The 18290-nt window shown below is 69.1% G+C and carries 17 protein-coding genes; 6 read left to right on the top strand and 11 right to left on the bottom strand.

The window, feature by feature from the left end; genetic code table 11:
* The first annotated feature begins 127 nt into the window (after positions 1–127).
* The gene (locus AC1RJ9_RS16260) at positions 128–613 is read left to right on the top strand and encodes a hypothetical protein (RefSeq protein ID WP_492837936.1); all 486 of its coding nucleotides are present in this window, start codon (positions 128–130) and stop codon (positions 611–613) included.
* Here the strand turns inward: AC1RJ9_RS16260 and AC1RJ9_RS16255 are convergent.
* The 5 genes from AC1RJ9_RS16255 to AC1RJ9_RS16235 form a co-directional block, all read right to left on the bottom strand.
* Positions 610–1107, bottom strand: a complete 498-nt coding sequence (locus AC1RJ9_RS16255) for a low molecular weight protein-tyrosine-phosphatase (protein WP_492837935.1) — start codon at positions 1105–1107, stop codon at positions 610–612. The two genes, AC1RJ9_RS16260 and AC1RJ9_RS16255, sit on opposite strands and share 4 nt — an antisense overlap.
* Positions 1092–4670: a hydantoinase B/oxoprolinase family protein gene (locus tag AC1RJ9_RS16250; protein ID WP_492837934.1), complete on the bottom strand. Its 3579-nt coding sequence runs from the start codon at positions 4668–4670 to the stop codon at positions 1092–1094. Before AC1RJ9_RS16250 ends, AC1RJ9_RS16255 begins: the two co-directional genes overlap by 16 nt.
* 130 nt (positions 4671–4800) lie before the next feature.
* Positions 4801–5376, bottom strand: coding sequence for a TMEM165/GDT1 family protein (locus tag AC1RJ9_RS16245; protein WP_492837933.1), 576 nt, complete (start codon positions 5374–5376; stop codon positions 4801–4803).
* A gap of 252 nt (positions 5377–5628) precedes the next feature.
* Positions 5629–6378: a DUF2793 domain-containing protein gene (locus tag AC1RJ9_RS16240; RefSeq protein ID WP_492837932.1), complete on the bottom strand. Its 750-nt coding sequence runs from the start codon at positions 6376–6378 to the stop codon at positions 5629–5631.
* 94 nt (positions 6379–6472) lie between these two features.
* Positions 6473–7480 (bottom strand): NAD(P)H-dependent flavin oxidoreductase, encoded by a 1008-nt coding sequence (locus tag AC1RJ9_RS16235; protein ID WP_492837931.1) that lies wholly within the window; start codon positions 7478–7480, stop codon positions 6473–6475.
* Between the two features lie 255 nt (positions 7481–7735).
* On the opposite strand from AC1RJ9_RS16235, the gene AC1RJ9_RS16230 reads away from it, so the two are divergent.
* Genes AC1RJ9_RS16230 through AC1RJ9_RS16220 form a run of 3 tightly spaced genes read left to right on the top strand, consistent with a single transcriptional unit; the run spans position 7736 to position 11901 of the window.
* Complete coding sequence (locus AC1RJ9_RS16230) at positions 7736–9127, top strand: methylmalonyl-CoA mutase subunit beta (RefSeq protein WP_492838077.1); 1392 nt, start codon at positions 7736–7738, stop codon at positions 9125–9127.
* Positions 9128–9130: 3 nt separating this feature from the next.
* A complete protein-coding gene (gene scpA, locus AC1RJ9_RS16225) occupies positions 9131–11281 on the top strand; it encodes a methylmalonyl-CoA mutase (protein ID WP_492837930.1) in 2151 nt (716 codons plus the stop codon).
* 44 nt (positions 11282–11325) lie between these two features.
* Entirely contained in the window at positions 11326–11901 is a 576-nt protein-coding gene (locus tag AC1RJ9_RS16220) for a Uma2 family endonuclease (protein ID WP_492837929.1), read from the top strand.
* On the opposite strand, the gene AC1RJ9_RS16215 is transcribed toward AC1RJ9_RS16220, so the two are convergent.
* Both AC1RJ9_RS16215 and AC1RJ9_RS16210 read right to left on the bottom strand, forming a co-directional pair.
* Complete coding sequence (locus AC1RJ9_RS16215; protein WP_492837928.1) at positions 11898–12362, bottom strand: DUF4112 domain-containing protein; 465 nt, start codon at positions 12360–12362, stop codon at positions 11898–11900. The two genes, AC1RJ9_RS16220 and AC1RJ9_RS16215, sit on opposite strands and share 4 nt — an antisense overlap.
* Before the next feature lie 43 nt (positions 12363–12405).
* On the bottom strand, positions 12406–12870 hold the full coding sequence (locus AC1RJ9_RS16210; protein WP_492838075.1) for a DUF4112 domain-containing protein: 465 nt from the start codon (positions 12868–12870) through the stop codon (positions 12406–12408).
* Positions 12871–13052: 182 nt separating this feature from the next.
* On the opposite strand from AC1RJ9_RS16210, the gene AC1RJ9_RS16205 reads away from it, so the two are divergent.
* Together AC1RJ9_RS16205 and meaB are read left to right on the top strand one after the other, a co-directional pair.
* Positions 13053–13370, top strand: coding sequence for a heavy metal-binding domain-containing protein (locus AC1RJ9_RS16205; RefSeq protein WP_492103672.1), 318 nt, complete (start codon positions 13053–13055; stop codon positions 13368–13370).
* 9 nt (positions 13371–13379) lie between these two features.
* On the top strand, positions 13380–14360 hold the full coding sequence (gene meaB / locus AC1RJ9_RS16200; protein WP_492837927.1) for a methylmalonyl Co-A mutase-associated GTPase MeaB: 981 nt from the start codon (positions 13380–13382) through the stop codon (positions 14358–14360).
* On the opposite strand, the gene phaH is transcribed toward meaB, so the two are convergent.
* From phaH to AC1RJ9_RS16180, 4 genes are all read right to left on the bottom strand, one after another.
* On the bottom strand, positions 14357–15064 hold the full coding sequence (phaH, locus tag AC1RJ9_RS16195) for a phasin PhaH (protein ID WP_492837926.1): 708 nt from the start codon (positions 15062–15064) through the stop codon (positions 14357–14359). The two genes, meaB and phaH, sit on opposite strands and share 4 nt — an antisense overlap.
* A 91-nt stretch (positions 15065–15155) precedes the next feature.
* A complete protein-coding gene (chrA, locus tag AC1RJ9_RS16190; RefSeq protein WP_492837925.1) occupies positions 15156–16439 on the bottom strand; it encodes a chromate efflux transporter in 1284 nt (427 codons plus the stop codon).
* Positions 16436–17272: a 23S rRNA (adenine(2030)-N(6))-methyltransferase RlmJ gene (gene rlmJ, locus AC1RJ9_RS16185; RefSeq protein WP_492837924.1), complete on the bottom strand. Its 837-nt coding sequence runs from the start codon at positions 17270–17272 to the stop codon at positions 16436–16438. Before rlmJ ends, chrA begins: the two co-directional genes overlap by 4 nt.
* A gap of 10 nt (positions 17273–17282) precedes the next feature.
* A complete protein-coding gene (locus AC1RJ9_RS16180; protein WP_492837923.1) occupies positions 17283–18266 on the bottom strand; it encodes a helix-turn-helix transcriptional regulator in 984 nt (327 codons plus the stop codon).
* Between the last annotated feature and the right edge of the window lie 24 nt (positions 18267–18290).

The following is an 18290-nucleotide window of genomic DNA, read 5'->3' as shown; positions in this document are numbered from 1 at the left end:
TGCAATTGACTCGCAACTAGACATCCCATCTAGTTGCGATGTGTTCGCAAGAACGCGTCGGGCCGCTCACCGAGATCGGTTCGCCACGGCGGGTGTCGGCCCCCTGCTTGGCGAGGAGATTTCCGGCGTGCGGCCCGACCCTTTCTCAGAGACCCACCTGAACCATTGCGGCCCTGTCGGCCTGGCCGACGGCGAGCGGATCCTGCTCTGGATGCTCCGCCAATGGGTCACCGCCCGCGTCCTGGGCGAAGAGCCAGGTCAGCGCCTGTCAAAAAAGGCCGGCGCCCTGGTCTCGCCCCGCGTGGCCACCGCCTTCATCCTGATGATGAGCGCCATCGAAGGCCAGGTCCGCCGTCCGCTCTGCGTCTCCGCGCCCTGCTGCGAGGGCTATGCGGACGACGAACAGCGCCTGATCACCGCCTGCGGCGTCTGCCCCGCCTCGCCCGAGATCGCCGGCCGCCTGATCGAGGACCTGGTGATCACCCCCGAGAGCGTCACGGTGATGGCGCGGTTCCTGAACACGGCCCTGGCCAATGACGGCATGGCGCTGCCGATGCGGTTCGATGAGCCGGAGGTGATGGTTTCGCACGCGCGGCGACCGACGCTGCACTAGGCCCGAGACCAGCCCTCATCCACCAACCGCCGCGCCAGCGCCTGGGCCGCCTGCACGACGTCACTCCAAGTCACGTCGAACCCGGCGTCGTCGCCGTAGTAGGGATCGGCCACGGCCCGCCCCCGATGCCCCTCGACCAGATCCAGCAACAGCCCGACCTCGGCGGTCGCATCGGACGGCGCGACCTGCAGCAGGCCGCGCAGGTTGTCGTGGTCCAGAGCGTAGATGTGGGTGAAGGTCCGGAAGTCGTCAGGCTTCACCTGGCGCGCCTTCAGGCCGCCGATGTCGACGCCGTTACGCCGCGCCACCGCGATGGCGCGGGGGTCCGGCGGATCGCCCCTGTGCCAGCCGCCAGTGCCCGCGCTGTCGACCATGACCTCCAGGCCCAGCCGATCGGCTTCCGCCCGGAACGCGCCCTCGGCCAGGGGCGAGCGACAGATGTTGCCCATGCAGACGAACAGTACGCTGGCCTTGGCCATCAGGCTTCTCCCCAACCGCCGCCGCCCGGCGTCTCGATGACGATCGCGTCGCCCGCGCCGACCTCCACGAGATCGGTGGCGGCCATGGGCTGGACCGTTCCGTCGGCGCGCTCGACCCACGCCTTGCCGACCTGGCCCGCGCCCCCGCCCCGCAGGCCGAACGGCGGCACGCGGCGGCGATTGGACAGCAAGGTCGCGGTCATCGGCTCGCGGAAGCCGATCCTGCGCACCACGCCGTCGCCGCCGCGATGCGCGCCCGCCCCGCCCGAACCGCGCCGGATCGAGAACGCCTCGACCAGCACCGGATAACGGGTCTCCAGCACCTCGGGATCGGTCAGGCGGCTGTTGGTCATGTGGGTCTGGACGGCGTCGGTCCCGGCGAAGTCCGGTCCCGCGCCCGAGCCGCCGCAGATGGTCTCGTAGTACTGGCGCCGCGCGTCGCCGAAGGTGAAGTTGTTCATCGTCCCCTGGGCCCCGGCCATCACGCCCAGCGCGCCATAAAGGGCGTCGACCACCACCTGGCTAGTCTCGACATTGCCGGCCACCACCGCCGCCGGATAGCGCGGCCGCAGCATCGATCCCTCGGGAATGACCAGCTCGACCGGCCGCAGGCAGCCGTCGTTCATCGGGATCTCGTCGTCCACGAGCGTGCGGAAGACATACAGCGCCGCCGCCCGGCAGATCGAGGCCGGGGCGTTGAAATTGGTCGGGACCTGGTCGCTGGTGCCGGTGAAGTCCACGCGGGCGGTGCGGGCCTGGCGGTCGACCGTGATGGCCACGCGGACCACCGCCCCGTCGTCCAGTTCGTAGGCGAACGATCCGCCTTCCATCTTCGCCAGTACGCGACGGACGGCCTCTTCGGCATTGTCCTGGACGTGGGCCATATAGGCTTCGACGACGTCCTGGCCGAATTCGGCGACCATGGAGGTCAGGGCCTCGGCGCCGCGCGCGCAGGCGGCGATCTGAGCCTTGAGGTCGCCGATGTTCTGGTCGGGATTTCTCGCCGGCCACTTGCCCGAGGCCAGCAGGGCGCGGGTCTCGCCCTCCAGGAACCGGCCGCCCTCGACCAGCAGGAAGTTCTCGATCAAGACGCCCTCTTCCTCGACCGTCTTGCTGGTCGGCGGCATCGAGCCCGGCGTGATGCCGCCGATGTCGCCCTGGTGCCCGCGCGCGGCGACGTAGAACAGCAAGGCGCCCGCCGCGTCGAACACCGGCATGACCACCGTGACGTCCGGCAGGTGGGTGCCGCCCTTGTAGGGGGCATTGAGCATATAGGCGTCGCCCGGCTTCATGCCGCGGCCGTCGCCCTCGCGCGCCTCACGGATGGCCCGCACGCTGTCCCCCATCGAGCCCAGGTGCACCGGCATGTGCGGCGCGTTGGCGATCAGGTCGCCGTCGCGGCTGAATAGCGCGCAGGAGAAGTCCAGCCGCTCCTTGATATTGACCGAGTAGGCGGTGTTCTGGAGGGCGAAACCCATCTCCTCGGCCACGGCCATGAAGAGGTTGTTGAACACCTCCAGCATGACCGGGTCGGCCTCGGTCCCGATGGCCTTGCGGGCTGGCAGGGCGACGACGCGGTCGAGGATCAGGTTCAGACGGGCGTCCACGGTCGCGCGCCAGCCGGGCTCGACGACCGTCGTGCCGGTGGCTTCGCGAATGATGGCCGGGCCGAGGATCTCGACGCCGACGGCCAGGGCCTCGCGGTCGAAGACCGGCGTCGTATGGCTCACGCCCGCCATCCGGGTTTCGACCGTCGCCAGCGGCTCGGGCTCGCCCTTGGACGCGCCGGACTCAAAATCCGGTTCCGAACCGGCGTCCGAGTGGCCGATCGCCTCGACCGACAGGGTCTCGACCACCAGCGGCGTCGTCGGCGAGGTGAAGCCGAAACGGCGTTGATGCAGCGCCTCGAAGTCCTCACGCACCGTATCCCCGAACGGCACGACCAGGGGCGTGTCGGTGCCGGCGTACTTCACCCGCAGGCTGGCGACGGTCTCGACCGAGGCCATCGGCACGTCCTGGGCGCGCAAGGCCGCTTCCGCTTCCGCGGCCAGCACCTTCGCGCGATCGGCCAGGTCGCCCGCCTGGTCCAGCGGCCGCTCGACCGTCTCCTCGCGGATCAGGCGCAGGTCGGCCAGGCCCATGCCATGGGCGCTCAACACCCCGGCGAACGGGTGGATCATGACCTTGGTCATGCCCAGGGCGTCGGCCACCAAACAAGCGTGCTGCCCGCCCGCGCCACCGAAACAGGCCAGGACATAGCGGGTGACGTCGTAGCCGCGCTGGATCGAGATCTGCCGCACGGCCTTGGCCATGTTCTCGACGGCGATGGTGACGAAGCCTTCGGCCACGTCCTGCGGGGTCATGGCCTTGCCGGTCGCGGCTTCGATCTGGGCCGACACCGCCCTGAAGCCGCCCGCCACCGCATCGGCGTCCAGCGGCTGGTCGGCGTTCGGGCCGAACACCTTGGGGAAGAACTCAGGCCGCAGCTTGCCCAGCATGACATTGCAGTCGGTGACCGTCAGCGGGCCGCCCCGACGGTAGGCCGCCGGCCCCGGGACCGCGCCCGCCGAGGCCGGCCCCACCCGCAGCCGCGCGCCGTCGAAGCCGCAGATCGAGCCGCCGCCGGCCGCTACGGTATGGATGTTCATCATCGGCGCGCGCATCCGCACCCCAGCCACCACCGTCTCGAACGCCCGCTCGTACTGGCCGGCATAGTGGCAGACGTCGGTCGAGGTGCCGCCCATGTCGAAGCCTATGACACGATCAAAGCCGGCCTCGCCCGCCGTCCGCGCCATGCCGACCACGCCGCCGGCCGGGCCGGACAGGATGGCGTCCTTGCCCCGGAAGGCCCGTGCATCGGTCAGGCCGCCGTTCGACTGCATGAACAGCAGCCGGGTGTCGCGACCCAGCGCGTCGGCCACCTGGTCCACATAGCGCCGCAGGATCGGCGACAGATAGGCGTCGACCACGGTGGTGTCGCCGCGCCCGACCAGTTTCATCAGCGGGCTGACCTCGTGACTGACCGACACCTGGCTGAAGCCGATCTCGCGCGCGATCGCGGCGACCCGCGCCTCGTGGTCGGTGAAGCGGAAGCCGTGCAGCAGCACGACGGCGATGGCGCGGAAGCCTTCGTCGAAAGCCGCTTGCAGGCTCGCCCGTGCGGCGCTCTCGTCCAGCGGGCGCAACACCTGTCCCTCGACGCTCATCCGCTCGTCGATCTCGACCACGCGGTCGTAGAGGGCTTCCGGCTTGACGATGTGGCGCTCGAACAGCTTGGGCCGCGCCTGGTATCCGATGCGCAGGGCGTCGGCGTGACCCGCCGTGATCGCCAGGACCGTCGGCTCGCCCTTACGCTCGAGCAGGGCGTTGGTGGCGACGGTGGTGCCCATCTTCACCGCGTCGACGCCCGCGCCTTCCGGCAGTAGCGCCCGCACGCCCGCCACGGCGGCGTCGGCGTAGTGCTCGGGATTTTCCGACAGCAACTTGTGGGTGACCAACGCGCCGTCGGGCCGCCGCGCGACGATGTCGGTGAAGGTGCCGCCGCGGTCGATCCAGAATTCCCAGTCGCGAGCGGTCATCCACATCCCCAAAATCCGATCCTACCGGCGAAAGCCGGGACCCAGGTTCAGCCTGAGCATCCGCCAAGCCTGGCGACGCGGAGCCTTACGATCTGGGCCCCGGCCTTCGCCGGGGAAGTCGGTTTAGGGGTTATTTGAGCACGCCCGTCAACTCCGCCACCTGCCAGAGACCCAACAACAGGAAGATCAGCGCCGCGCCCATCCGCACGTACTTCAGCGGCACGATCTTGGTCGCCGCCTCGCCCAGATAGACGGCCGGGACGTTGGCCAGCATCATGCCGAGGGTGGTGCCGGCGGCGACCCAGAAGATCGAGTGGAACTTGGCGCCCAGGGCGACGGTGGCGATCTGGGTCTTGTCGCCCATCTCGACCAGGAAGAAGGCGACGGCCGTGGTCACGAAGACGCCGTAGCGACCGGCGCTCGCCCCTTCCTCGTCATCGGCCTTGTCGGGGATCAGGGCCCAGGCGGCCATGGCGATGAACGAGATGGCGATGGCCCACTTGAACCAGGCGCCGCTCAGGAAGTCCGACACCCAGTAGCCGGCGGTAGCGGCCAGGGCGTGGTTGGCCAGGGTGGCGACCAGGATGCCAAGAATGATCGGGACAGGCTTCTTGAACCGCGTGGCCAGGATGATGGCCAGCAATTGGGTCTTGTCGCCGATCTCGGCGATGGCCACGACCAGGGTCGAGACGAGCAGGGCTTCCACTGAAAATAGTCCTCCGGGCCGGGCGCATGCCAATAGCGTCGACGTCCACCCGGCCCGGATGAAAATCGGCGCCATTGGTCTCGCCAAGGAAGCTCGAAATCGCTTCCATTCCCCGCGCCATGCTCCCGAAGCAGCAAGTGTGTTGACGGCGGGGCCCGCTGATAGATGCGGGCGGCTACTCCCCAAAGGTAAGGCGCGTGTAGCGGAGGGAGGACGGCCGGTCAATCTTCCCTCCCCCTCGCTGGGGAGGGCTTAGACAGAAGCCGGCGGGTCGAAGCGCAAGACATGGATCGCCACCCGCACCTTGCCTGTGACGAAGCTGCCGCCGACCGCGCTGATCAGCACCGGGGTGTCGGCGTAGTAGGCGGTCGGCCCGACCACGCCGATGTTGCTGGAATTCCTGGCGACGCCCAGCGAGCCGCCGAACTTGCTCGCATCGCCCGAGACGCCACAGTTGTACGAGGCCGCCCCGGTCACCGCGACCGTGGTGCGGGTCGATACAGCCAGCACGATGGCGCGGTTGGGGATGGCGATGCCCGTCGCGGTCGAAGCGCCCGACAAGGTCACTTCCTGCTCCAGGATCTCCAGGCGGGTGTTGGCGAGGTTAGGCGTCTGGGCGGCGGTCGTGCCGCGAAACGTCGCCGACAGCGGCGTCCAGGCCGCGCCATCGAAGGCGACCATCTGGTTCTCGTCCTTGACCCAGGCCAGTACGCCCTCGGCGGGCGCGAGGGGCTCCCAGGCGCCGGCCTCGAAGCGCAGCAGAACGCCGGAGGGCTGGCTCGCCCAGGCCGCGCCCGTGGCGCTGGCCGGCACGATCCAGACGCCGCCAGCGACCGGACTGGCTGGCTGGGCCGAAACCGACCGGCTCTCGACGGCCAACTGCACAAGGCCATCCAGCCGGGCCAGGCTCTCATTGATCGGGATGTGTTTCTGAGCCTGGGCGGCCACCACATAGGGCAGGCCCAGGCGAGGCGTGACGTCGCTGAAAACAGGATCGGGCATGAGGCGGCTCCGAGAGCGAGTTGAAGTCGCTCCCAGCATCACCTCGTCGCGAAGGCCGGGGACGGAAGCGGCTCCGTCCCCGTGCCTCGCCCGCCTATTCGGCGGCGAAAGCCAAGTGAATTCCGGACGTCAGCGCCGTCTTGGCCGCCAGTTCGGCCTTGGCCTGCTCGTACTCTTCGGCGAAGCGCGCGATGAGTTCGGCGGCCGGCAGCACCTTGTCGATCGCGCCGATGCCCTGGCCCGAGCCCCAGATGTCACGCCAGGCCTTGGCTTCCTGGTTGCCGCCCGAGCCGAAGCTCATCTTGGACGGATCGCTGACCGGCAGGTTGTCGGGATCCAGGCCCGCGGCGACGATCGACGCCCGCAGGTAGTTGCCATGCACGCCGGTGAACAGGTTCGAATAGACGATGCCGTCGGCGCGGCCCTCGACGATGCCCTGCTTGTAGCCCTCAATGGCGTTGGCCTCTTCGGTCGCGATGAAGGCCGAGCCGATATAGGCCAGGTCCGCGCCCATGGCCTGGGCGGCCAGGATCGAGCGACCGCAGGCGATGGAGCCCGACAGCGCCACCGGCCCGTCGAACCACTGGCGGATTTCCTGGATCAGGGCGAACGGCGACAGGGTGCCGGCATGGCCGCCCGCGCCCGCCGCGACCGGGATCAGACCGTCGGCGCCCTTTTCGATGGCCTTGCGGGCGAAGCGGTCGGTGATGACGTCGTGCAGAGTGATGCCGCCGTACGAGTGGATCGCCGCGTTGAGATCCTCACGCGCGCCCAGCGAGGTGATGACCACCGGGACCTTGTGCTTCACGCACAGCTCGATGTCCTCCTCGAGCCTGTTGTTGGTCTTGTGGACGATCTGGTTCACCGCGAACGGCGCGCTGGGCGCTTCGGGATGGGCCTTGTCGTGGGCGGCCAGCTCCTCGGTGATGCGGTGCAGCCACTCGTCCAGTTGCGAGATCGGACGGGCGTTCAGCGACGGGAACGAGCCCACGATGCCGGCCTTGCACTGGGCGATCACCAGGTCCGGATTGCTGATGATGAACAGCGGCGAGGCGATGACCGGCAGGCGCAGACGGTCACGCAGGATAGGCGGCAAGGCCATGAAAGGCTCCCCTTTGGAGTTCGGCTTGAGACGCCGAATATGTGATCACCGATCAGATTAAACGCGCGTTTGGCTCGGATGCAAGGCGAAGAGAAGACTTGGCGCATGGCTTGACGGCCCTAAGGGCAGGAGCGCATCACCGTTCAAAAGACAAGAAATGCTGCACCGCAGGAGACAGACGCTTTGACCGTCGCGACGACGCCCCTGGCCGAGGAATTTGGCGCCCAAGGCGACGCGGCGACCCGCGCTCGCTGGATGGCCCTGGTCGAAAAGACCTTGAAAGGTCAGAGTTTCGACGACGCCCTGACCGTCAAGACGCCCGACGGCCTGACGATCCAGCCGCTGTACACCGCCGAGGACGGCGTCGCCGTGGCCCGCGACCTGCGCGCGCGCGATCCCGAACGCCCCTGGGACCTGCGCACCCGCGCCGCTCACCCCGACCCGGCCCGCGCGGCCAAGGACATCATGGTCGACCTCGAGGGCGGCGCGGCCTCGGTGCTGCTGCGGCTCGATCCCGCGGGCGTGGACGGCGTCGCCGTCGGCTCGGCGGACGACCTGGCCAAGGCGCTGTCGGGCGTGCTGCTGGACCTGGCCCCCGTCGCCCTGGACGCCGGCTTCCTGGGCCCGAAGGCGGCCGACTGGCTGGGCGCTCTGGCCAAGGCGGCGCCCAACGCGCCGCTGGCCTTTCACCTGGATCCCCTGACCGCCTTCGCGGTCGCCGGCGTCAGCCCCGGCCCGATCGAGAGCCACGTCTTCAACGCCGCCACGGTCGCCTCGCGCCTGGCCGGAACCTACGCCAAGGCCAGCCTGTTCCTGGCCACCGGCCGCGCCGCGCATGAGGCTGGCGGCTCGAACACCGAGGAACTGGCCGTGATGATCGCCAGCGCCCTGGCCTACGCCAAGGCCCTGGTGCGCTCGGGTCTGACCCTGGAGGACGCCTTCGGTCGGATCGTGCTGGGCGTCAGCCTCGACGGGGAATATTTCACCGGCGTCGCCAAGGTCCGCGCCGCCAAGGCGATGTGGGCGCGCCTGGCCGACGCGTGTGGCGTCAGCGTCGCGCCGAGGATCGAGGCCCGCTCCTCGCGCCGGATGCTGGCCAAGGCCGACGCCTGGACCAACCTGCTGCGCCTGACCTCGGCCGGTTTCGCGGGAGCCGTCGGCGGGGCCGACGCGATCCTGCTGGACGCCTTCACCGACGCCATCGGCCTGCCCACCGCCTTCGCCCGCCGCCAGGCCCGCAACACCCAGCTGGTGCTGATGGAAGAGAGCAATCTGGGCCGTGTCGCCGACCCGGCCGGGGGAGCGTGGTACCTGGACAGCCTGACCGACCAGTTGGCCCGCGCCGCCTGGGATTATTTCCAGGCCATCGAGGGCGCCGGCGGGATCATCAAGGCGCTGGAGAACGGCCTCGTCGCCGAAGCGGTGGCCAAGACCCGGGCGGCGCAGGAGGCCGCCTTCGCCGATAAGTCCCGCAAGATCCTGGGCGTCACGGTCTTCCCCAACGCCGACGACAAGGTCCCGGAGGTCGAGACGCCCGATCCGGCCGCCTTCGCCGTCGCCGGCCCCGACGTCCGCCTGCCCGGCCCAGACAGCCACTGCCCGGCCCTGAAGCCGGTGCGCTTCGCCGCCGCGTTCGAGGGTGCGTAAGCCATGAGCAAGTTCCCGGACTTCACCACGATCGACTTCGCCGAGGTCGCTTCGGCGCCCGCTCCGGAAGGCGCGGCCTGGAACACGCCCGAAGGCGTCGCGGTCGCCCCGGCGTTCGACGCCGACGACGTGGCGGGCCTCGACTTCCTGGGCGGCTATCCGGGCGTCGCGCCCTACGTGCGCGGTCCCTACCCGACCATGTACGTGACGAACCCGTGGACGGTGCGGCAGTACGCCGGCTTCTCGACCGCCGAGGACAGCAACGCCTTCTACCGCCGCAATCTGGCGGCCGGTCAGATGGGCCTGTCGGTGGCCTTCGACCTGGCCACCCACCGCGGCTATGACAGCGACCACGAGCGGGTAAAGGGCGATGTCGGCATGGCGGGCGTCGCCATCGACTCGATCCTGGACATGCGGACGCTGTTTTCCGGCATCCCGCTCGACAAGATGAGCGTGTCGATGACCATGAACGGCGCGGTGCTGCCGATCCTGGCGCTCTATATCGTCGCGGCCGAGGAACAGGGCGTCTCGCCCGACAAGCTGTCGGGGACGATCCAGAACGACATCCTCAAAGAGTTCATGGTGCGGAACACCTACATCTATCCGCCCGCGCCCTCGATGCGGATCATCTCGGACATCTTCGCCTACACCTCGGCGAACATGCCCAAGTTCAACTCGATCTCGATCAGCGGCTATCACATGCAGGAAGCCGGCGCGACGGCCGACCTGGAACTGGCCTACACCCTGGCCGACGGCGTCGAATATGTCCGCGCGGGCGTCGCCGCTGGAATGTCCGTCGACGCCTTCGCGCCACGCCTCTCGTTCTTCTGGGCGATCGGCATGAACTACTTCATGGAGGTCGCCAAGATGCGGGCCGCGCGCCTGCTCTGGGCCCGACTGATGAAGCGGGAGTTCGAGCCGAAGGACGACCGCTCGCTCTCCCTGCGCACCCACAGCCAGACCTCCGGCTGGTCGCTGGCGGCGCAGGACGTGTTCAACAACGTCTCGCGCACCTGCGTCGAGGCCATGGCCGCCGTGAACGGCCAGACCCAGAGCCTGCACACCAACGCCCTGGACGAGGCCCTGGCCCTGCCGACCGACTTCTCGGCCCGCATCGCCCGCAACACCCAGCTTTTCCTGCAGATGGAAAGCGGCACGACCCGCGTCGCCGATCCGTGGGGCGGCAGCTATTACGTCGAACGTCTCACGTATGAACTGGCCCAGAAGGCGCTGGCCCACATCGAGGAGGTCGAGGCCGCCGGCGGCATGGCCAAGGCCATCGAGCAGGGCATTCCCAAGCTGCGCATCGAGGAAGCCGCCGCCAAGACCCAGGCCCGCATCGACGCCAATCGCCAGAGCGTGGTCGGCGTCAACCGCTACAAGCCCGAGGTCGCCGACGACATCCCGATGCTGAAGGTCGACAACGGCTCGGTTCGCGCCCAGCAGTTGGAGAAGCTGGCCCGCCTGAAGGCCGAGCGCGATCCGGCCGAGACCGAGCGGGCCCTGAAGGCGCTGGAGGACGGCGCGCGCGGGACCGGCAACCTGCTGGCGCTGGCCGTCGACGCGGCGCGCGCCAAGGCCACGGTCGGCGAAATCAGCCTGGCGATGGAGAAGGTGTTCGGCCGCCACCGCGCCGAGATCAAGTCGATCCAAGGGGTCTATATGAAGGAGGCCGGAAACGATCCGACGACGGCCCGCGCCAAGGCCATGGTCGAGGCCTTCGAGCAGGCCGATGGCCGCCGCCCGCGCATCCTGATCGCCAAGATGGGCCAGGACGGCCACGACCGGGGCCAGAAGGTCATCGCCACGGCCTTCGCCGATCTCGGCTTCGACGTCGACATCGGGCCCCTCTTCCAGACCCCCGCCGAAGCCGCCCGCCAGGCGGTGGAGAACGACGTCCACGTCGTGGGCGCCAGCTCCCTCGCCGCCGGCCACCTGACCCTGGCGCCGGAGCTGAAAGCCGAGTTGGCCAAGCAGGGCCGCGACGACATCCTGATGGTCGTGGGCGGCGTCATCCCGCCCCAGGACTTCCAGGCCCTCCGCGACGCGGGAGCGGCGGCGATCTTCCCGCCCGGCACCGTCATCGCCGAGGCGGCGATCGAGCTGCTGGACAAGTTGAACCGCCAGCTGGGCTACACGCAGGAAGCGGCTTAGCGAAGTGCTGTGCGGGTGGTCGCCCGCATGGTACGCTAGCTCTCATGAACGCCCTCGTCCGAGCGTTGGAGACCTCGCAACAGCACCGCTTCACGCTGGACGATGTGCTGCGCATGCAGGAGGCCGGCATCCTCGATGAGAGCGCTCGCGTCGAGTTGATCGATGGAGCTCTGGTCGAGATGGCTTCTGAAGGTGACCTGCATTCACGTGTAAAAATGCAGATCGCCAGGCGCTTCATTCTGTCGGCCGGAGAGGCCGTGCAGGTGATGGTGGAATCAACGCTGCGGCTTTCGCCAACCAATGCACCGGATCCCGACCTTTATCTCTACGACGCTGATCTTCCGCTACGGGCCGTGGATGGAACGAATGTCGGGCTCGTCATCGAGGTTGCTCAATCGTCGATCCGAAGCGATCTCGCGTTCAAGGCCGAGCTCTATGCTGAACACGGTGTGCGGGACTATTGGGTCGTGGACGTGAACACCGACACGATCACCATCCATCGCGATCCGATCGACGGCGTCTATCGTGACGTCGCGCGTCATGTCGCCGAGGATACGGTGACCTCCCTGGTCCTGCCCAGCGTCTCTCTGCGCCTGGCCGACCTGCCGCCGATCCGCTAGCCGCCCTTCTTGTGGCCGAACAATCCGCGCCGCTTCTGTGAGCGCTCGAAGGCGATCTCCTCGGGCAGGCCGTGGCGGCCCTCGATGTCTTTCTGCAGCGCCTTGGCGGCCATCAGGTGGCCGGGGAACAGGGTGTCGATCGCCCAGCCCAGACCCGGCACGGTGTCCGAAACGTTGTCGATCGCCAGATAGGCGCCCATGCGTAGCAAGGTCCCCGCCGACGCGCCCCCCTGGACGGCGTGGAACATCAACAGGCCGCCCGCCCCCAGGCCGTAGACCAGGCCCGCGCCCGGCACCCAGGCCAACACGCCGTCCAGCCCCAGGCCGATGGGGCCGATGCCGATCAGCCGGTCGGAGATGCGCTTGATGCTCTCCGCCGATCGCCAGGCGCGATGGGCCTTGGCGCGGCGGCCCGCATGGCTGTCCGCATAGGCGGAAGAGACGGAGATGTCGTCGGTCATGCTTCCCTGAACGCTCCGTCCCGCCAATGGTTGTGTTGAGTTTCTAACCCAGGAAAACGACCCGGCGCTTTTCCTTGCCCGCCTGGATGCGGGCCAGCAGGTCCCGGTACTCCTGGGTGCCCTGCACGTCCTTGCGCGAGCCCTCGAAATAGATCGTGTCGTCCATATGTTTGGTCAGCATGTCGGCCGACCACTTGTGGCCGGTGAACAGCACGTCGATCGCCTTGCCCGCCACGGGGATCGAGCCGGCGACCGTGTCGATCAGGATGATGGCGCAGATCTGGATGACGATCATCGGCGCGGCGCGAGCCCGCACGGCGTCGAAAACGATAAGGCCGCCCGCGCCCAAGCTGTAGAGTTCGCCCGCTCCCGGGATCCAGGTCAGCAGGCCGTCCAGGCCGATCCCCAGGGGTCCGACGCCCACGACGTTGTCGGACAGCTTCCTCACCCGCTCCACGTTGTTGCGGATGTTGTGCAGTTCGACATGCGATTTCGCGAAGATCACCAGGCGGCTCCGGACGCGGTAAACGCGGGCAATCTGCCCGAAGCCCGGCCGCACAGGAAGGGCTGACCCGCCAGATTCCCCCACCGGGCGAACAGCGTGATGGAAAGCACCGCTTTTCGGGGGAGCCCCTCGCGAACGGCGGCGTTTGCGCCTAAGTTAACCCTACGATGCGCCAGGATTCCCGGATGCTGATCACGACCACGCCGTTCATCGAGGGCCACCCTGTCCAGGAGTACAAGGGCGCGATCTACGCCCAGTCGATCCTGGGCGCGAACGTCGTGCTCGACCTGATGGCGGCCATCCGCGACTTCATCGGCGGCCACTCCAAGTCGTACGAACGCGTGCTCGCCCGCGCCCGCGAGGACGCCATGAAGGCCCTCGTCAAGGAAGCCGAGAAGGTCGGCGCCAACGCCATCCTGGCGGTGGACCTCGACTACAATACCGTCGGCCCCAACGCCCAGATGATGATGGTTTCGGTTTCCGGGACGGCCGTCGTCCTCTAATCCCGGGACGTGACCTCCAAGCTCGACATCGACACGCTGGAACAGCGCCTGGTCGCCGGCGACCGCGCCGCCCTGGCGCGCGCCATCACGCTGGTGGAGAGCCGCCGGTCCGACCACCAGGTCGCCGCGCGCGCCCTGCTCTCGCGCCTGATGCCCCTGACCGGCCGCGCCCAGCGGATCGGCGTCACGGGCGTGCCGGGCGCGGGCAAGTCGACGACCATCGAGCGCTTCGGCTGCGACCTCGTCGAGGCCGGACATAAGGTGGCGGTGCTGGCGGTCGATCCGTCGTCCGGGCGCCACGGCGGCTCGATCCTCGGCGACAAGACCCGGATGGAACGGCTCAGCGTCCAGCCCAACGCCTATATCCGCCCCTCCCCGTCCGGCGGCGCCCTGGGCGGCGTGGCGCGCAAGACCCGCGAGGCCATGCTGCTGTGCGAGGCGGCCGGCTTCGATATCGTCATCGTCGAGACCGTCGGCGTCGGACAATCCGAGACGGTGGTGGCCGACATGGTCGACATCTTCCTGGCCGTCCTGATCCCCGGCGGCGGCGACGAACTGCAGGGCATCAAGAAGGGCCTGATCGAGTTGGCCGACCTGTTGCTGATCAACAAGGCCGACGCCGATCCGGAACGGGCCGAGCGCTCGGCGCGCGACTATCGCAACGCCCTGCACATTCTTACGCCCGCCCACCAGGACTGGACGCCGCCCGTGCTGACGGCCTCCGGCCTGACGGGCCTGGGGCTCGACGTGCTCTGGCGGCAGATCCAGCGTCATCGCGACATCATGACCGCGAACGGCGCGCGGGCCGCTCGCCGGGCCGACCAGGACGCCCGCTGGATGTGGGCCATGGTCCGCGACCGGCTGGAAGACGCCTTCAAGACCGACCCGGCCGTCGCGGCCCTGGTCCCCGCACTCGAGACAGCCGTGCGCGCCGGCGAGGTTCCGGCCTCGGCGGCGGCGGACCGGCTGCTGGCCGCGTTCGGACTCTAGGCGTCCGTCGAGAAGCGCTTGGCCTGGGCGATCCAGGCCTCGCGTTCGGCGCGGCCCTTCAGGTTCAGCAGTTGGTCGTACGAGGCCAGTTCGTCCGGCGTCCAGGCGGCGATCTGGCTGAACTTGGTCACGCCCAGCTCAGCCAGGGAGGCCGCCAGCTTGGGCCCTACACCGACAAGCTTGGTCAGGTCGTCGAGAGGGGCCACGACGGCGTCGGGCGCCGCCTCCACGGCTTCGGCGACGGCGTCCGCGGCTTCGGCCACAAGCGGTTCGGCCGCGGCGACCGGCTCAGATACCGCCTCGGCGGTGTCCTCGTTGGCGGCGACCGTGGCCTCGACGATCGGCTCGGCGGCGGCCTCGATGATTTCCTGCGTGGCGTCGAGGACGGTTTCGGCGGTCTCGGCGACCAGGGCGACAGCCTCGACGATGGGCTCGGCGATAGCTTCCAGCACCGGTTCAGGCGGCGCGTCAGGCGCGGCCTCCAGCGGCGGGGCGACGGGCTCGGGCGCCAGAGCCATCAGCGACTCGAGATTGACCGCTTCGCGCCAGCGATTGGCCCACCACCAATAGGTGGCGCCGGCCGCGGCCGCGCCGCCGAACATCAGCCAGAGCGGCGAGGCCGCGCCGACCATCAGGCGAGGCGCTGTCTCGGGCGCGGCCTTGTCGGCCGTGTAGTCGGGAAGGAAATTGAAGATCGAAACCATGGCGCGCTCCGCTGGGCTGGCAATCACGATCTATTGCAATGCAGCATAACACGGAAAATTCGTTCGCAAGCGCAAAAATGCTAACCTTAGGTCAACTTGCTCCAACCATCTTCAAGAGCACGCCCGCCACGATCATGACCGCGATCATAGCCAGCATCGGCAGGCGCGTGGCGAAGGTCAGCGCCAAGGCCAGGACGGTCAGACCCACGGCCGCGACGTTCAGGCTCCCGAGATCAGGCAGCATCACGCTGAGCAGGCCCGCGACCTCCATGGTCTGGCCGCCGCGGAACAGCAGGTGGATGGCGAACCACAGGGCCAGCTGGCCGATCACGCCGACGGCGGCGGCCGAGATCATGGCGAGCGCGCGGGAGGGCCTGGGCCGCCGGCCCCAGCGCTCGAACAGGGGCCCGCCGGCGAAGATCCAAAGGAACGACGGCGCGAAGGTGGTCCAGGCGGCCATCAGTCCGCCCAGCACGGCCAGGACCCAGGCCCACTCGACCGGCGCGGTCTGGAAGGCGCCGACGAAGCCGACGAATACGAAGACCAGGATCAGCGGTCCCGGCGTGGTCTCGGCCAGGCCCAGGCCGTCCAGCATCTGCGGCGCCGACAGCCAGCCCAGCGCCGAGGCCGTCTGACCAATATAGGCCAAGGCCGCATAGGCGCCGCCGAAGCTGATCGCCGCCAGGCCGCCAAAGGTCAGCCCCATCCAGGCCAGCACGGAGCCCGGCGCGATCAACCAAGCCAGAGCGATCGGGGCCAGCCACAGCGCCAGGCACGCCAACGCCGTCCTTGCCTGGCCCTTCGGCGGCGCGGCGGGCGGCGGAACCGCCCCCTCCCCGCCCTTGGCCGTCAGCCAGCCCAGGGCGCCGGCGCAGATGATCACCAGCGGGAACGGCAGGGTCGTGAAGGCCATCATCGCGAAGGCCGCGACGGCGACGGCGGCGGCGGCGCGGTCCTTGATCGTGCGCCGGCCGATCTTCAGCAGGGCTTGCAGAACGAGGGCGACCACCGCCGCCTTCAGGCCCAGCAGCACCGGCCCGGCCCAGTCCGAGCGGCCATGGACGACATAGAGCGCCGAAAGACCCAGCATGACCGCCAGTCCGGGCAGCACGAACAGCAGGCCCGCCGCCACGCCGCCGCGAATCCCGTGCATCCGCCAGCCCAGCCAGGTGGCCAGCTGCTGGGCCTCGGGGCCGGGCAGCAGCATGCAGAAGCTCAAGGCGCGCGCGAACTCGTCGTCGTCGATCCAGTCGCGGGTTTCGACGACTTCCCGATGCAGCAGAGCGATCTGGCCGGCGGGACCGCCGAAGCCCAGCAGCCCGACCTTCAGCCAGACACGGACGGCCTCGGCGAAGCTGGGTTGGCTACGCGTCACGTCCGCCAGACGCGCGAACGGCCGCCGGCCTCGCCCAGCCGCGCGGCGATCCAGTCGCCGGCCTCGCCGGCCGCGCCCTCGACACTGACTGGCGCGCCGACCATCACCATCGCGCAGCCGTTCATCTTCATGGGATCCGTCAGCGGCCGCAGGCGGAGTTCCGCCACTAGCAGGTCGCCCATGACAGTTTTTGGCGTGACAGTTTCCATCCCGCGCAGGAAGGCGTCAAAGGTCTCCAAATCCTTGATCGGCAGCCAGATGGCCAGGGCCGCGTCGGGGGCGCGAGCCAGGACGTCGCGAGTCGTCGCCACGATCCGCTGGTAATCGTCCGGCCGCTCGAACGGCGGATCGATGACCACGAAGGCGCGCCCGCCCTTGCCGGTCTGGTTCACGGCGGCGGCGTAGCCATCGGCCTCCAGGGCCTGGGCGTTGGCATAGGGCGCCAAGCTCTCGCGCAGTAGCGCCACGTCGTCGGGCCGCAGCTCGCAGCCGACATAGCGGTCGGCCTTGCGCAGGGCGCGGGCCATCAGCAGCGGCGAGCCGGGATAGAGATCGCCATCGCATCCGCCGTTCATGAGCGCGACCGCCTTCAGCAGGGAGCCGAACACCGCCGGGGCGTCGCTCGCCGCCTTCAGCCGGAAGATCCCCGCCTGCGCCTCGCCCGAGCGGCGCGCCATCTCGCCGCCGAGGTCGTAGCCCCCCGCCCCGGCGTGGGTGTCGATCACCGTCAGCACCTCGCTCTCCCCCTGCAGGGCCGAGAGCATGGCCAGCAGGATCGCGTGCTTGTGCAGGTCGGCGAAGTTGCCGGCGTGGAAGGCGTGGCGGTAGTTCATGGCCCCGTCCCTACCACGCCCCGTGGGCGCGACCAGCCTCGCGAAGCTCTTCGAGCATCTTATCCTTCAGCACCTGCGGCGCGACGATCTCCACGGTGTCGCCCCAGGTAAAGAGGTGCCAGGCCAGCTCGCGCATGCCGCCGGCGCGGAAGGTGACCGTCACCGAGCCGTCCGCTTCCTGGCTCACCTTCTGCGTTGGGTGAAAGCGCCAGCGCAGGGCGTCCTCGGCCCCCTTTGGCGTGATGCGCAGGACCACGTCCTGGATCTCGTCGTGATAGATGCCGAAGCTCTCGTCGGCGAAGGCCTGCAGGGAGAAGCCCTCGGGCGGCGGAGCGGGCTTGTCCAGCGCCTTCAGGTCGCTCATCCGGTCCAGACGCCACGAGCGCGGCTTGCCGCCCTTGCCCTCAAGCGCCACCAAGTAGTTGCTGCGGCCGAACAGGACGCCCAGCGGCGTCACCTCCCGGGTCCGCCCCGGCGTGCTGCCGCCCTCGTAGCGGAACGACAGGGCCGACAGACCCTTGATCGCCGTGCGGATGGTCGCCAGCACCGACCCTTCCTCGAAAGGACGCGGGCCGGCGTGGACCGCGATCATCTCGGCCTGGACCAGAGCCTCGACATCGGGGGCCACCCGCCGGCGGGCCGAGCCGCGCAGGGCCGACAGCAGCTTGGCCTCCAAGGCGTAGAGCGAGGCCGCGCGGCTGTCGGCGCCCGAGGCGCGCAATGAGTCCGCCGCCGTGCGCAGGGCCGCCAACTCCTCGGCGGTCGGAGTCTGGAACAGGCTGTCCAGGCCCGAGGGGATGCGAAAGCGCTTGGTCGGCGGATCGTCGATCGCCTCCATCTGCGGGAAGGCGGCCCAGACGGCGTCGCGCATCCGCTCGGCGGTTCGGCGCCCGACATCCAGCGCCTGGGCCATCTCGTCCAGAGTCAGCCCCTCGGCCGAGCCCGCCAACATGCGGGCCAGATCCAGCAGACGGGTCGCTTTTTCGTGTCTCATGCGTTCCTCGAACAGACGCGCAAC

The sequence above is a fragment of the Caulobacter sp. GW822-FHT07D08 genome (genome assembly GCF_058798735.1).
Note: the sequence above shows the minus strand (reverse complement) of the source record. Positions and strands in the feature narration are given on the sequence as shown.

What these genes read in the sequence shown, in the direction of transcription:
- AC1RJ9_RS16250 (WP_492837934.1), bottom strand. Translation starts at nt 4,670, where the DNA reads ATGACCGCTCGCGACTGGGAATTCTGGATCGACCGCGGCGGCACCTTC.
- AC1RJ9_RS16240 (WP_492837932.1), bottom strand. Translation starts at nt 6,378, where the DNA reads ATGCCCGATCCTGTTTTCAGCGACGTCACGCCTCGCCTGGGCCTGCCC.
- AC1RJ9_RS16235 (WP_492837931.1), bottom strand. Translation starts at nt 7,480, where the DNA reads ATGGCCTTGCCGCCTATCCTGCGTGACCGTCTGCGCCTGCCGGTCATC.
- AC1RJ9_RS16230 (WP_492838077.1), top strand. Translation starts at nt 7,736, where the DNA reads ATGGCCCTGGTCGAAAAGACCTTGAAAGGTCAGAGTTTCGACGACGCC.
- scpA (WP_492837930.1), top strand. Translation starts at nt 9,131, where the DNA reads ATGAGCAAGTTCCCGGACTTCACCACGATCGACTTCGCCGAGGTCGCT.
- AC1RJ9_RS16220 (WP_492837929.1), top strand. Translation starts at nt 11,326, where the DNA reads ATGAACGCCCTCGTCCGAGCGTTGGAGACCTCGCAACAGCACCGCTTC.
- AC1RJ9_RS16215 (WP_492837928.1), bottom strand. Translation starts at nt 12,362, where the DNA reads ATGACCGACGACATCTCCGTCTCTTCCGCCTATGCGGACAGCCATGCG.
- AC1RJ9_RS16205 (WP_492103672.1), top strand. Translation starts at nt 13,053, where the DNA reads ATGCTGATCACGACCACGCCGTTCATCGAGGGCCACCCTGTCCAGGAG.
- phaH (WP_492837926.1), bottom strand. Translation starts at nt 15,064, where the DNA reads ATGGTTTCGATCTTCAATTTCCTTCCCGACTACACGGCCGACAAGGCC.
- rlmJ (WP_492837924.1), bottom strand. Translation starts at nt 17,272, where the DNA reads ATGAACTACCGCCACGCCTTCCACGCCGGCAACTTCGCCGACCTGCAC.
- AC1RJ9_RS16180 (WP_492837923.1), bottom strand. Translation starts at nt 18,266, where the DNA reads ATGAGACACGAAAAAGCGACCCGTCTGCTGGATCTGGCCCGCATGTTG.